Source organism: Paraburkholderia mimosarum LMG 23256 = NBRC 106338, from assembly GCF_000739815.1.
GTDB lineage: Bacteria > Pseudomonadota > Gammaproteobacteria > Burkholderiales > Burkholderiaceae > Paraburkholderia > Paraburkholderia mimosarum.
Genome location: NZ_BBJJ01000017.1, coordinates 18810 through 31988, shown reverse-complemented (window position 1 = coordinate 31988; position 13179 = coordinate 18810). Strand labels below are relative to the sequence as shown.

Here is a 13179-nt window from a genome sequence, read left to right as displayed (position 1 = left end):
TCTACATGATGGGCACGCACATCGCGGCGAAGATGGCGCACGGCAAAGCGATAGAAGCAGCAACGATAATCGCGACCGTGAACGTGCGTCTCGCCCGATTCACGCGCATCGCATCTTCGCGCGCTACTTGAAGAACCCCCGGTAACGTCGCTTCATCATGGTTTTTCGTCCGCCGCCCCTGTTTTCGCCGGGGGCGGCGGGCGCGTTATACTCTCCCCATGCCCCTATCTCCGCTGGAAAGCCGTTTGCGCTATGAATTTCGTAATGCGGAATTGTTGCGCCAGGCTTTGACCCACCGCAGTCACAGTGCCACGCATAACGAACGCCTCGAATTCCTTGGTGATTCGGTTCTGAATTGCGCGGTGGCCGCCCTATTGTTCCAACGTTTTGGCAAGCTGGACGAGGGAGACCTCTCGCGCGTGCGCGCAAATCTGGTCAAGCAGCAGTCGCTCTACGAGATTGCTCAGGCCCTCAATATTGCCGATGGCCTGCGCCTGGGCGAGGGCGAGCTGCGCAGCGGCGGCTTCCGCCGCCCGTCGATCCTCGCCGATGCGCTCGAAGCGATCTTCGGCGCGATTTTCCTCGACGGGGGCTTCGACGCCGCCCAGACCGTCATCAAGCGCCTGTACGTGCCGATACTCGACCACATCGATCCGCGCACGCTCGGCAAGGATTCCAAGACGCTGCTGCAGGAATACCTGCAGGGCCACAAGATCGCGCTGCCGACCTACACGGTCGTCGCCACGCATGGTGCGGCGCACAATCAGCAGTTCGAAGTCGAATGCACGGTGCCCAAGCTCGATGTGAAGGTGTCGGGTTCGGGCGCGAGCCGCCGCGCGGCCGAACAGGCTGCGGCGAAGAAGGCGCTCGACGAGGTCATGGCCGCGGCGCCTGCGCTGGTCGCCAAGCCGCGCCGGTCCAAGGGCGCGCGTGCCCCGAAGGCGGAACCCGAGGTCGTCCCGGGCGTGACGGGCGTGCAGGGCGCGCTCGATCTGCGTGCGCCCGAGCGCCGCGAACGCGCCGCGGCGCGCGCGGAGCGCCCCTCGCAGCCAGCGGTTGCCGAAGGCGCCCCGCTCGCGGTGATTCGTGCAGCGCATCATGTGCAAGAGCGCCTGGCGGAGAAGGATAAGCCGGCTGAAAGGTCCGGAGAGAAGGCTGAGCGCGGTTCAGAAAGAGCGAGCGAGAAGCCCGCCGACAAGGCCGCCGGTTTCGACGCCGTGCCCAGCGCCGGCTCCATCGGCCACCGCTCGCCGGCGGCGAAGGCAGATTCGGCGCTGCGCCATGTCGAGCGCACGCACGCCGCTCCCACCGGCGCCGCCAGCACCGACGCCGATGCGCACGCCGAGGCCGCTGCGGCCATTCCTGTGCGCGCGGCCGATGCCGGCCACTGAACCCACCCAGGCGCGCGGCGAGCGCGCCTCCTGTTTTCCTATCCCGGTCCGATCATGAACGCTCCCACTTCCACTCCTGCCGGTTTCCGTTGCGGCATGGTCGCGATCGTCGGCCGTCCGAACGTCGGCAAATCGACGCTGATGAACGCGCTGGTCGGCCAGAAGATCAGCATCACGTCGCGCAAGGCGCAAACGACGCGCCATCGCATCACCGGCATCAACACGATCGACGACGCGCAGTACATCTTCGTCGACACGCCCGGTTTCCAGACGCGCCACAGCACGGCGCTGAACCGCTCGCTGAACCGCGCGGTGACCTCCACGCTCAGCTCGGTCGATGCCGTGCTGTTCGTGATCGAAGCCGGCAAGTTCGGCCCCGACGACCAGAAGGTGCTCGACCTGATTCCGCCCAAAGCGCCGACGATCCTGATCGCGAACAAGATCGACCGCGTGAACGACAAGGACACGCTTTATCCGTTCATCCAGCAGATCCAGGGCTTGCGCGAATTCCGCGAGATCGTGCCGCTCTCGGCGAAGCACCCCGAGGACATCAAGCGCCTGCTCGACACGCTCAAGGCGTATCTGCCCGAAGGCGAGCCGATCTACGGCGAAGACGATCTGACCGACCGCAGCGAGCGCTTTCTCGCCGCCGAAATCCTGCGCGAGAAGGTGTTCCGCTGGACCGGCGACGAATTGCCGTACACGAGCACCGTGCTGATCGACAAGTTCGAGCAGGAAGGCCGGCTGCGCCGCGTCTTCGCGACGATCCTCGTCGAGCGCGACACGCAGAAGGCGATGGTCATTGGCCAGAAGGGCAGCAAGCTCAAGCAGATCAGCACCGAGGCGCGCCTCGACATGGAGAAGCTCTTCGACGGTCCCGTGTACCTCGAAACCTTCGTGAAGGTGAAGAGCGGCTGGGCCGACAACGAAGCCGGGCTGCGCGCCTACGGTTACGAGTAAGCACGACGGGCACCGCGTATGAGTGACGGCGCAGCCGGAACCCTGCACGACGACCGGCCCGCGCACGACGAAGCGCAGGCCGGCGAGGCGTTCGCTCCCGGCGAACCGTCCGGTTCCCGCAGTACGCGGCGCGCGCGCACGACGAGCGCTAAAAGCACCGAGACCACGAGGCGCAGTTCGAAGGCGACGAAAGTCGCCGCAACCCGCGACACCATGACGGAAGGCGCCGACGCCACGCTCGAAGGCCACGCCCAGGCGCACACCGAATCACCCAACAGCCGCAAGACGACCGCGCGCTCGCAACTGCCGCGCGCCTCGCGCAGCACGGCCCCCGATTACCGCATCGCCGAGCAGCCGGCGTTCGTGCTGCACAGCTATCCGTACCGCGAAACGAGCCTAATCATCGACGTGCTCTCGCGCGATCACGGCCGCGTCGCGCTCGTCGCGAAGGGCGCGAAGCGGCCGCACTCGGCGTTGCGCGGCGTGCTGCAAACCTTCCAGCCGCTCGCGCTATCGTGGACCGGCAAGGGCGAAGTTCGCACGCTCACGGGCGCCGAATGGGTGGGCGGCATGTTGCCGCTGACCGGCGACGCGCTGCTTTGCGGCTTCTACGTGAACGAGCTGCTCGTGAAGTTCATCGCGCGCGAAGACCCGCATCCCGAGCTCTTTCGTCACTACGTCGTGACGCTCACGCGCCTTGCGCACGACGAGCCGCCCGTGCAGGTGCTCCGCTCGTTCGAGCGCGTGCTGCTGCGCGAAGCGGGCTACGCGCTCGCGCTCAATCGCACCGTGAACCGCAAGACGGTGGTCGCCGAGGGTCGCTATGTATTCGATCCTGAACGCGGTGTACGCGAAGCCTCCCACGAGTGGCCCGCCCAATGGCCCCTGCTTTCGGGACAGACGTTGCTCGACATGGAAGAGGACGATTACCATCGACCCCAGACGGTTGCGCAGAGCAAGGCGCTCATGCGCTTTCTGCTGAACACCTACCTTGGCGGCACGCCGCTCGCGACGCGCCAGATTCTGATCGACCTGCAGAACCTATGAGCTTCTTTCTCACTTCGCCCAACGTGATCGACCTCGGCGTCAACATCGACCACGTCGCCACGCTGCGCAACGCGCGCGGCACCGCTTATCCCGATCCGATCCGCGCCGCGCTGCTCGCCGAAGAGGCGGGCGCCGACGCGATCACGCTGCATCTGCGCGAGGATCGCCGCCATATCGTCGACGCCGATGTGCGTGCGCTGCGCCCGCAACTGAAAACGCGCATGAACCTCGAGTGCGCGGTCACGGCCGAGATGCTCGACATCGCGTGCGAGATCAAGCCGCACGACGTCTGCCTCGTGCCTGAAAAACGCCAGGAGCTGACGACCGAAGGCGGCCTCGACGTTGCCGGCCACTTCGACGCGGTTGCCGCCGCCTGTCGTCAGCTCGCCGATGCGGGCTGCCGCGTTTCACTCTTCATCGACGCCGACGAAACGCAGATCCGCGCGGCGCACGAAACGGGCGCGCCCGTGATCGAACTGCACACGGGCCGCTATGCCGAGGCGCACGATGCCGGCGAGCAGGAGCGCGAATTCGAGCGCGTGGTCGCGGGCGTGAACTGTGGCAACAGTCTCGGGCTCAAGGTGAATGCCGGGCACGGCCTGCACTACACGAACGTGCAGCAGATCGCCGCCATCGACGGTATTGTCGAGCTGAATATCGGCCATGCGATCGTTGCGCACGCAATCTTCGCTGGCTGGGAGAATGCGGTGCGCGAAATGAAGGCGATCATGGTCGCGGCGCGCCTCGGCGCGCGCGTCTGAGCGGATTTGCGGATCGCGTCTCAGTGATTCGCGCGTTGCGCTCACGCAATCGACATCCATCGACGGGAATCTCATGGCGATTTACGGTATCGGCACCGACATCATCCAGGTGAGCCGCGTGGCGGCAGTCATGGAACGGACCCACGGGCGCTTCGCGCCGCGCGTGCTGGGCCCCGACGAACTCGCCGTCTACGAGGCGCGCAAGGCGCGCTCGGAGGCGCGGGGCCTCGCCTACCTCAGCACGCGGTTTTCCGCGAAAGAGGCGTTCTCGAAAGCGATCGGCCTCGGCATGCGCATGCCGATGACCTGGCGCGCCATGCAAACACTGAACGAGCCCAGCGGCCGCCCCGTGATCGTCGCTTCGGGCGCGCTGGCGCAGTGGCTCGACGAGCGCGGCATCACGGCGCGCGTGAGCATCACCGACGAGCATGACTACGCGGTGTCGTTCGTGATCGCCGAAGTGAACGTCACAGTCAAAGGCTGATATCCATCGCCGTGCGCTGCGCGGCATCAACGCAAAACTCATCGATGAAGAATATTTCCGGGCCAGTAATGCTCGACGTGGTCGGCACCGCGCTGAACGACGACGACGTGCGCCGCCTCGCGCACCCGATGACGGGCGGCGTGATCCTGTTTGCGCGCCACTTCGAAAACCGGGCGCAGCTCGTCGCGCTCACCGATGCGATTCGCGCGGTGCGCGAGGACCTGCTGATCGCCGTCGACCACGAGGGCGGCCGCGTCCAGCGCTTTCGCACCGACGGCTTCACGGTGCTGCCGGCCATGGGGCGGCTCGGTGCGCTGTGGGACAAGGACGTGCTGCTCGCCACCAAGGTCGCGACCGCGGTGGGCTACATCCTCGCAAGCGAGCTGCGCGCCTGTGGCATCGATCTCTCCTTTACGCCCGTGCTCGATCTCGGCTATGGCCAGTCGAAGGTCGTGGGCGACCGCGCGTTCCACCGCGACCCGCGCGTCGTCACGCTGCTCGCCAAGAGCCTCAACCACGGGCTCGCGCTCGCGGGCATGGCCAACTGCGGCAAGCACTTCCCCGGGCACGGCTTCGCGACGGCGGACTCGCACGTCGCAGTGCCCGTGGACGAGCGCCCGCTCGAATCGATTCTCGGCGAAGACGCGCTGCCGTACGACTGGCTCGGCCTTGCCCTGACGGCGGTGATGCCGGGGCATGTCATCTATCCGAAGGTCGATTCGAAACCCGCGGGCTTCTCGCGCATCTGGGTCGAGGAGATCCTGCGCAAGCGGCTGCGTTTCACGGGCGCGATCTTCAGCGACGATCTCTCGATGGAAGCCGCGCGCCAGGGCGGCACGCTCACCGAGGGCGCACGCGCCGCACTCGAAGCAGGGTGCGACATGGTGCTGATCTGCAACCAGCCGCACGAGGCCGAAAAAGTCCTCGACGCGCTGCGCAGTGCCGAGCCGCGGCGCTCCGCCAGGCTTTCGAGTCAGCGCATCAAGCGCATGCGCGCGCGCGGCAAGGCGCAGCGCTGGGACAAAATGATCGCGGACCCGGCGTACCTCGAAGCCCAGGCATTGTTGCGCAGCGTTCTGCCCTGACCGCGAAGCCGCGGAAATCAAAAAAGCTGCCCTTCGAAAACAAAGGGCAGCTTTCTATGTGGCCTGGCGGTGCGCGGCGCAGTCAGTTCAGACGCATACGCTGCAGCTTGTTGTAGAGCGTCTTGGGGCTGATGCCGAGCAGGGATGCAGCGCGATGCCGCGTGCCGCCCACGGCGTCGAGCGTCGCGCGGATCAGCATCTCTTCCACGTCGGCGAGCGGCGTGCCCACGGTCACCTGCACGCGACCGCCGTTCATATCGCGGTGCCCTGCGCCGCTGGTTTCCTCCGCCTCAAGGGTTTCGAGCACCTCGCCGGAGGCATGCCAGGCGCGCCGCACGCGCTCGTGCAGTTCGCGCACGTTGCCGGGCCAGTCATACGCGAGGCATTCGCGGACAAACGAAGGGGCGATGAGCCGCGTCGCGCCGGGCAGGCCGTGCGCTTGCGCCTCCTGGTTGAGTTCGTCGACGCACGCGGCCGCGATCAGGGCGGCGTCGTCGTCGCGTTCACGCAGCGGCGGCAGCGCAATCGCCGCGGCATCGAGGCGCATCCATAGGCCGTCGTGCAGCGCGCCCTGCTGGACGGCTTCGCGCGGGATCGCACGGGTGCCGGCGACCAGGCGGAAATCCGTGCCCACCACTTTTTTGCCGCCAACGCGCATGAAGGTTTGCGAGTCGAGCGCGCGCAACAATGTTTCCTGGTGGTCGCGCGGCAGTTCGGTAAGCTCGTCGATGAACAGCGTGCCGCCGCTCGCCAGATCCACGAGGCCCGGTTCGCGCTGTTCCGCCCCGTTGAAAGCGCCGCGCTCATGCCCGAACAGCACGCTCGCGAGCGGCCGGCCGGCGGCGGCCTCCGCAGCGAGCGAGCGCGTGTCGCAAACGATGAACGGCCCCTTGCGGCGCCGACTCAGCTGATGCAGCGTACGCGCAGTGATTTCCTTGCCGGTGCCGACCTCGCCATGCACGAGCAGCGCCGCTTCGGTGGGCGCGAGCTGTTCCAGAGCGTCGTAGACCTGCTGGATCGCGCTGCTGCGGCCGATCATCGGCCCGAAGTGGCCCATCCGGCGCAGCGTGGCCCGCAGCGTGCGCACTTCCTCGCTCAGCTCGTACGGACGCGGAATGCGCGCGAGCAGACTGCGCAGCCGCGGAATGTTGACGGGCTTGAGCAGATAGTCCCAGATGCCGTGGCGCAGGCCCTCGATTGCACTTTCGACCGTGGCGTTGCCCGTCATCACGATCACGGGCAGCGCGCCGCCTGGCGGCTGCGCGGGCAAGTGATGCAGCAGGTCGAGTCCGCCGCCGTCTGGCAGGTTGAGGTCGACGAGCACGACGTCGGGAATGAAACGCGAGAGCGCGGCGCGCGCTTCGGCGAGTGTGGCGGCAGTGTCGACGGAGAAGCCGTCAGCCGACAGGATCGCAGAGAGACCTGAGAGGCTGTTGGGATCGTCTTCGACAATCAGTGCATGTGGCATGGCGGTAGCGGCTTACGGATGAGCGCAGTCGCGCCGGCGTTGCGCGCGCGGGTTAGCGCGCTCGCCCCGGGAGGCAACCGCGCGGCGCGCGGGAGCGCGGCACGATGCGAAAGTTTTCATCGAGATCACGCAGGTGTCTCGAAGCAGGATGTTCAGGTTCCGGTCCTCCCAGTTGTACCGCGCCAGCGGAGGGGCGCGACGGCATTGCCGGGCAGAAGAGCGCCGGCGGCCGAACGGCGGCGCAGCCACTAGGCGCATGGCGCTCTGGCGTGCCGCAAAACCCCCTGTTTGCCTGCAAGTGGGCGCACGTATCGCCCGTGCCGACGGCGCGTCAGCCGCGCGGCCCGTGCGCGTCGAACCAGCGGCGCACTTCCAGTTCCGCCTCGTCACGCGTCTTGCCGTAACGTTCCTGGATCAGCCCGGCGAGTCGATCTGCATGGCCTTCCGTTCGCGCGAGTTCGTCGTCCGTCAACTCGCCCCATGCCGCCTTGGCCTTGCCGACCAACTGCTTCCACTTGCCTTCAGCAATGTCGTTATTCATCGTGCTTCTCCTGGTTAGGGGAAAGAGCGTGGAACGCACGTTTCCCTTCCAGTAGCAGAAACCATGCCGCGGAGGTCACTCTGACCGGTTTGCATCGCACTGGCGCGTCGAAGTCGGCAAGTGGGCAATTCGTCCCGCATAACCGGTAAGGTTTTCCGCGACACTGTCAAACATACACGTTCGGCAAAAAAAGAAAAGCGCCCCGAGGGGCGCTTTCTCAGCGGGTCCGCCTGCAGTTCGCGCGAGATGCTTCAGGCGCGGCTGCGGTACTCGTTCGTGCGCGTGTCGATTTCGATCTTGTCGCCGATATTGCAGAAGAGCGGCACTTGCAGTTCGAAGCCGGTGTTGAGCTTGGCAGTCTTCAGGACCTTGCCCGACGACGTATCGCCCTTGACGGCAGGTTCCGTGTAGATGATTTCGCGCACGAGCACGGTCGGCAGTTCGACCGAGATGGCCTTGTCGTTGTAGAACACGACTTCGCAGGCCATGCCGTCCTGGAGGTAGTTGAGGGCGTCGCCCATCATCTCGCCTTCGACTTCGTACTGGTTGTAGTCGGCGTCCATGAACACGTACATCGGGTCGGCGAAGTACGAGTAGGTCACTTCCTTGCGGTCGAGCACCACGACGTCGAACTTGTCGTCCGCCTTGTACACGGTTTCCATGCCTGCGCCGGTCAGCAGGTTCTTGAACTTCATCTTCACGACGGCGGCGTTGCGGCCCGACTTGTTGTATTCGGCCTTTTGCACGACCATCGCGTCGTTACCGATCATCACGACGTTGCCGACGCGGAGTTCCTGTGCGGTTTTCATAATAAAAAACTGTCCTGTCCAGATTAAATGACTTCGAGTGTGCGCGACGGCAAACGTCGCAAGCGGATTCGCGGATTCGTACGGTGCGACCCTCTTTGATGCGCTGACCTTCGCGCACCTGGTGGGGCGCCGAGATCAGAAGCACTGCTCCTGGCGTTGCCGGGCGTTGCCGGGCGTTGCTTCTGCTCGCTGCTGTTTTCATGCCGCTTGAGACGGCTGCCGCCGGATAACCGCTTATTTTAACTGACTTTTTGCGAATTCGGCTAGGTTTGCGGCCAGATCGCCAACCTGGGCGAGTTCGCCGGCCCACGCCTTCGCGCGAGCCGCGTAGGCAGGCAGGTGCTGCAAGAAATCGGCCCAATCGGGGATCCCGCGACCGTTCCACGCATGCCAGAAGCGTTCGAGCGCGGCGCGCGGCGCTTCGGGCAAGGTGCGGCCGTAGTGTGCCAGCGCGGCGTCCAGCTTCGGCAGATGGGCGTCATCGGCTTGCGGGTAGATGTGCCAGACGAAAGGTCGCGCCGCCCATTGCGCGCGCACGAACGAGTCCTCGCCGCGCACGAAGTTCAGGTCGCTCGCCCAGAGCAGCGGGTCATAGCCGCGTTGCTCGGTGAACGCGAGCGCGTGCGCGCGCAGCGCGCCGCGCGTGGCCTGCGAACCCGCGCCGAACGCGGGCATTCCGAAAAAACGCGCGAGCGCGCCCGAAATGCGACCCTCCGGAACGAGCAAGACAACCGGCCTGGCCCCATCGCGCCACTGCTCGAGCAGGGGGGCGACGGCAAGATTTTCATAGGCGAAAAGCGAGATCACCGTGGCTTCCGGCGCCGGTGGCGGGCCGCCGGTGGCGTGCCGCCACCATGCGGCGCGGGTCTGCGGCGAGCGCTCGAAGTCGGCGCGCGAGGCGTCGAGCGTGCGCTCCTTGAGCACGCCGCCCGTGCCGGGCCCGAGCCCGGGAAAGAAGAAGTGCTTGGCGAGCGCGTAGCGCGGGTGCGGCGAGGGCCGCAGGTGAAAGTCGGCCACCCAGTCTTCGGCGCTCAGGTATTCGAGGTTGAGCCAGACGGGCTTGCGGCCGCGCTCGGCCATCGCGGCGACATAGACGGGCGGCAACTCGCACGCGAACGCCTCGATCACGACATCGGCGATCTGCAGCGTGTCGCCCGCGTGTTCGGGCTCGTGCCAGTGCTCGATGAGCACGCCTTCCACGGATTGCGTCGCGCGGCTGGTATCGAGCGCCGGGCAGAGCTTGTGGAAGGCGTGCAGGTCGTCGACGAAGAGGCGCACCTGCCAGCCGTGCTCGTGCGCGAGCTGGCGCGCGAGGCGCCAGCACACGCCGATGTCGCCGAAATTGTCGATGACGGCGCAAAAAATGTCGCAGGCGACGCCCGCTTCGGCTGTGCCGGTTGGAGCGGCCGCGGAGGAGGAGCGGGCTTCTGTCATGGGGAGCCAGTGAGCGTAGAGTCGCGCAACGAAGACTCGCGTTCGCCGTCCCGAAGGCGGGCGCGGGACCCTCAGCTTCGGGGCCCCTTCGTTGCAGCATGGAATGATCTAAACTTGCGATTCTAGGACAGAGCCTTGAATGCGTCGCGAGCGCGGCGCGCCCGGCCATCTCCGCATCCCCTCGCTCACCTTACATCGACGCATCGCCCGTCCCCGAAACTGGATGACCGAGACCGACGTTTTCGACCCGAAAAAGACGCTCGCGCAGTTGCCGCATCTGCCCGGCGTCTATCGCTACTACGACGCGCAAGGCGCGGTGCTGTATGTCGGCAAGGCGCGCGACCTGAAAAAGCGCGTGTCGAGCTATTTCACCAAGACGCAGCTTTCGCCGCGCATCGCGATGATGATCACGCGCATTGCGCGCATCGAAACCACCGTCACGCGCTCCGAGGCCGAGGCGCTGCTGCTCGAGAACAATCTCATCAAGGCGCTCACGCCGCGCTACAACATCCTCTTTCGCGACGACAAGTCGTATCCGTTCCTCAAGATCACGGGCCACAAATTCCCGCGCATGGCGTACTACCGCGGCGCGGTCGATCGCAACAACCAGTACTTCGGGCCGTTTCCGAGCGCCTCGGCCGTGCGCGAGAGCATCCACATCCTGCAGCGCGTGTTCCAGTTGCGCACCTGCGAGGATTCGGTGTTCAACAATCGCACGCGGCCTTGCCTGCTGCATCAGATCGGCCGCTGTACGGCGCCTTGCGTGCGCGCGATCAGCGAAGAAGACTACGCGCGCGACGTGAGCAACGCATCGCGCTTTCTGCTCGGCCGTCAGAACGAGGTCATGAAGGAACTGGAGACGAAGATGCACGCGTTCGCCTCCGAGCTGAAGTTCGAGCAGGCTGCGGCCGTGCGCAACCAGATGAGTTCGCTTTCGACCGTGCTGCATCAGCAGGCCATCGAAACGGGTAGCGAGAGCGACGTGGACATTCTTGCCGTGGTCGCGCTGGGCGGGCGCGTTTGCGTCAATCTCGCAATGGTGCGCGGCGGCCGGCATCTGGGCGACAAGGCCTATTTCCCGGCGCATGTGGAGCGCGCGCTGACGGACGAGGAGGGCGGCGTTGCCGAGGAGATCGACAGCGAGACCGTGGTCGCCGCAAGCGCGCTGAAGTCGCTGCCTTCGCTTGCCCGCAAGACGGTGGAGGATTTCATCGACGAGGCGAACGATGAATCGGCGGCCGACGCGCCGCACGACGCCGAGGCGCTCGCGCCGGATCCCCTCGCCATCGCGGCCGATCTCGCCGCCGCCGACGAAATGGCAGACGATGGCGACTCCGATGCGCCCGTGGCCGAGGCGCAGGCCGATGCGCGCAGCAAGCGCGCGCCCGGCATCGAATCCGAAGTGCTCGACGCCTTCATTGCGCAGCACTACTTCGGCAATCGCGTGCCGCCCGTGCTGGTGGTGAGCCATCCGCCGGCGAACCGCGAACTCGTCGATGTGCTCAGCGAGCAGGCGGGTCACAAGGTCACGCTGCTGCGCCAGCCGCAAGGCCAGAAGCGCGCGTGGCTCGCCATGGCCGAGCAGAACGCGCGGCTCGCGCTCGCTCGCCTGCTCTCGGAGCAGGGCTCGCAGCAGGCCCGCACGCGCACGCTCGCGCAATTGCTCGGGCTCGAACTCGACGATCTCGCGCATCTGCGCATCGAGTGCTTCGACATCAGCCATACGATGGGCGAAGCGACCCAGGCATCATGCGTGGTCTATCACCATCACAAGATGCAGTCCGCCGAATACCGGCGCTACAACATCACGGGCATCACGCCCGGCGACGACTACGCGGCGATGCGCCAGGTGCTCACGCGCCGCTACGAGAAGATGGTCGCGCAAGCGGCGCGCGCCGAAGCCGAGGCGCCGGTGGCCTCGGTGCCGGCGCCCGATCCCGCCGACCCGAACGCACTCGCTGACACCGGCGAGGCCGCAGAATCCGTCGAAGCTCCTGAAGCCGCGCCGCCGGTCGGCACGCTGCCCAACATCGTTTTGATCGACGGCGGCAAGGGCCAGGTCGAGATCGCGCGCCAGGTGTTCACCGAACTGGGTCTGGATCCGGCGATGCTGGTGGGCGTGGCGAAAGGCGAGGGGCGCAAGGTGGGTCTCGAGACGCTCGTGTTCGCCGACGGCCGCGCGCCGCTCGAACTCGGCAAGGAAAGCGCGGCGCTCATGCTCGTCGCGCAGATCCGTGACGAGGCGCACCGCTTCGCCATCACGGGCATGCGCGCGAAGCGCGGCAAGACGCGTCAGACGTCGCGGCTGGAGGAACTGGAAGGCGTGGGCGCCAAGCGTCGCCAGCGCCTGCTCGCGCGCTTTGGCGGCCTGCGCGGCGTGATGGCGGCCAGCGTGGAGGACCTGGCGAGCGTGGAGGGCATCTCGCGCTCACTGGCCGAACAGATCTACCAGCAGCTTCATTGATGCGGGCGCCGCGCCGGCCGGGCCGAAGGCAGGCGCGGGCCGTTCCTTACGTTTGCTTGTGGCAGGTGCGGCGACACGGCACAATTGCATCTCCCATAATTGCATCTTCCCCGACAGATAGCGCCAGCCGATGCCGTTCAATATTCCGATTCTCCTGACCTGGCTGCGGATCGTGCTGATTCCGCTCGTGGTCGGCGTGTTCTATCTGCCGCAGACGTTGCTTTCCCCGATGCAGCAGAACACATTGGCGATGCTGATCTTCGTGCTGGCCGCGCTCACCGACTGGTTCGACGGTTTTCTCGCGCGCAAGTGGAATCAGACTTCGTCGTTCGGCGCGTTTCTCGATCCCGTCGCGGACAAGCTCATGGTGACCGCGGCGCTGCTCGTGCTCGTGCATCTGCAGCGGCTCGACGCCGTCATCGCGCTCGTGATCGTCGGCCGCGAGATCGCCATCTCGGCGCTGCGCGAATGGATGGCGCAGATCGGCGCGTCGAAGAGCGTGGCCGTGAATTCGCTCGGCAAGTTCAAGACGGCATGCCAGATGGTCGCGATTCCCATGCTGCTGTTCTATGCACCGCTCACGCTCGGCGGCGTGACGCTGTTCGATTCGCGCGTATGGGGCGCGTGGCTCATCTACGTGGCCGCGTTCCTCACGATCTGGTCGATGCTCTACTACATGAAGCTCGCGTGGCCGCAGATCCGCGAGCGGGGAAGCCTTTAATCTGTGTCGCTGTG

General features: G+C 66.1%; 13 protein-coding genes. 8 read left to right on the top strand and 5 right to left on the bottom strand.

Annotated elements, in window-relative coordinates; translation table 11 throughout:
• The first annotated feature begins 218 nt into the window (after nt 1-218).
• The 6 genes from rnc to nagZ all read left to right on the top strand — a co-directional run bounded on the left by rnc (nt 219) and on the right by nagZ (nt 5728).
• The gene (gene rnc / locus BMI01S_RS14635; protein ID WP_028212941.1) at nt 219-1391 is read left to right on the top strand and encodes a ribonuclease III; all 1173 of its coding nucleotides are present in this window, start codon (nt 219-221) and stop codon (nt 1389-1391) included.
• A 54-nt stretch (nt 1392-1445) separates the two neighbouring features.
• On the top strand, nt 1446-2351 hold the full coding sequence (gene era, locus BMI01S_RS14630; RefSeq protein ID WP_028212942.1) for a GTPase Era: 906 nt from the start codon (nt 1446-1448) through the stop codon (nt 2349-2351).
• 18 nt (nt 2352-2369) lie between these two features.
• The gene (recO, locus tag BMI01S_RS14625) at nt 2370-3398 is read left to right on the top strand and encodes a DNA repair protein RecO (protein WP_036019583.1); all 1029 of its coding nucleotides are present in this window, start codon (nt 2370-2372) and stop codon (nt 3396-3398) included.
• A complete protein-coding gene (gene pdxJ / locus BMI01S_RS14620) occupies nt 3395-4159 on the top strand; it encodes a pyridoxine 5'-phosphate synthase (RefSeq protein ID WP_028212944.1) in 765 nt (254 codons plus the stop codon). The genes recO and pdxJ overlap by 4 nt, the downstream gene beginning before the upstream one ends.
• 73 nt (nt 4160-4232) lie before the next feature.
• A complete protein-coding gene (acpS, locus tag BMI01S_RS14615; RefSeq protein WP_028212945.1) occupies nt 4233-4643 on the top strand; it encodes a holo-ACP synthase in 411 nt (136 codons plus the stop codon).
• A 44-nt stretch (nt 4644-4687) separates the two neighbouring features.
• Nucleotides 4688-5728, top strand: a complete 1041-nt coding sequence (nagZ, locus tag BMI01S_RS14610) for a beta-N-acetylhexosaminidase (protein WP_028212946.1) — start codon at nt 4688-4690, stop codon at nt 5726-5728.
• An 82-nt stretch (nt 5729-5810) separates the two neighbouring features.
• Here the strand turns inward: nagZ and BMI01S_RS14605 are convergent, their stop codons facing one another.
• From BMI01S_RS14605 to earP, 4 genes are all read right to left on the bottom strand, one after another.
• Complete coding sequence (locus BMI01S_RS14605; RefSeq protein ID WP_028212947.1) at nt 5811-7196, bottom strand: sigma-54-dependent transcriptional regulator; 1386 nt, start codon at nt 7194-7196, stop codon at nt 5811-5813.
• 331 nt (nt 7197-7527) lie between these two features.
• The gene (locus BMI01S_RS14600; protein ID WP_028212948.1) at nt 7528-7737 is read right to left on the bottom strand and encodes a CsbD family protein; all 210 of its coding nucleotides are present in this window, start codon (nt 7735-7737) and stop codon (nt 7528-7530) included.
• 251 nt (nt 7738-7988) lie between these two features.
• Nucleotides 7989-8546, bottom strand: coding sequence for an elongation factor P (gene efp / locus BMI01S_RS14595; RefSeq protein WP_028212949.1), 558 nt, complete (start codon nt 8544-8546; stop codon nt 7989-7991).
• A 234-nt stretch (nt 8547-8780) separates the two neighbouring features.
• The gene (gene earP / locus BMI01S_RS14590; protein WP_028231339.1) at nt 8781-9980 is read right to left on the bottom strand and encodes an elongation factor P maturation arginine rhamnosyltransferase EarP; all 1200 of its coding nucleotides are present in this window, start codon (nt 9978-9980) and stop codon (nt 8781-8783) included.
• A 223-nt stretch (nt 9981-10203) separates the two neighbouring features.
• Between earP and uvrC the strand changes: the two genes are divergently transcribed.
• Nucleotides 10204-12444, top strand: coding sequence for an excinuclease ABC subunit UvrC (gene uvrC, locus BMI01S_RS14585; protein WP_028212951.1), 2241 nt, complete (start codon nt 10204-10206; stop codon nt 12442-12444).
• Here uvrC and BMI01S_RS40805 read toward each other — a convergent pair.
• Nucleotides 12409-12585: a hypothetical protein gene (locus tag BMI01S_RS40805; RefSeq protein WP_154671285.1), complete on the bottom strand. Its 177-nt coding sequence runs from the start codon at nt 12583-12585 to the stop codon at nt 12409-12411. The two genes, uvrC and BMI01S_RS40805, sit on opposite strands and share 36 nt — an antisense overlap.
• Here BMI01S_RS40805 and pgsA point away from each other — a divergent pair.
• Nucleotides 12575-13165: a CDP-diacylglycerol--glycerol-3-phosphate 3-phosphatidyltransferase gene (pgsA, locus tag BMI01S_RS14580; RefSeq protein ID WP_028212952.1), complete on the top strand. Its 591-nt coding sequence runs from the start codon at nt 12575-12577 to the stop codon at nt 13163-13165. The genes BMI01S_RS40805 and pgsA overlap by 11 nt on opposite strands.
• Nucleotides 13166-13179: the final 14 nt, after the last annotated feature.

Coding starts and splice junctions, on each gene's coding strand:
- rnc (WP_028212941.1), top strand. CDS start 219: ATGCCCCTATCTCCGCTGGAAAGCCGTTTGCGCTATGAATTTCGTAAT.
- era (WP_028212942.1), top strand. CDS start 1,446: ATGAACGCTCCCACTTCCACTCCTGCCGGTTTCCGTTGCGGCATGGTC.
- recO (WP_036019583.1), top strand. CDS start 2,370: ATGAGTGACGGCGCAGCCGGAACCCTGCACGACGACCGGCCCGCGCAC.
- pdxJ (WP_028212944.1), top strand. CDS start 3,395: ATGAGCTTCTTTCTCACTTCGCCCAACGTGATCGACCTCGGCGTCAAC.
- acpS (WP_028212945.1), top strand. CDS start 4,233: ATGGCGATTTACGGTATCGGCACCGACATCATCCAGGTGAGCCGCGTG.
- nagZ (WP_028212946.1), top strand. CDS start 4,688: ATGAAGAATATTTCCGGGCCAGTAATGCTCGACGTGGTCGGCACCGCG.
- BMI01S_RS14605 (WP_028212947.1), bottom strand. CDS start 7,196: ATGCCACATGCACTGATTGTCGAAGACGATCCCAACAGCCTCTCAGGT.
- BMI01S_RS14600 (WP_028212948.1), bottom strand. CDS start 7,737: ATGAATAACGACATTGCTGAAGGCAAGTGGAAGCAGTTGGTCGGCAAG.
- efp (WP_028212949.1), bottom strand. CDS start 8,546: ATGAAAACCGCACAGGAACTCCGCGTCGGCAACGTCGTGATGATCGGT.
- earP (WP_028231339.1), bottom strand. CDS start 9,980: ATGACAGAAGCCCGCTCCTCCTCCGCGGCCGCTCCAACCGGCACAGCC.
- uvrC (WP_028212951.1), top strand. CDS start 10,204: ATGACCGAGACCGACGTTTTCGACCCGAAAAAGACGCTCGCGCAGTTG.
- pgsA (WP_028212952.1), top strand. CDS start 12,575: ATGCCGTTCAATATTCCGATTCTCCTGACCTGGCTGCGGATCGTGCTG.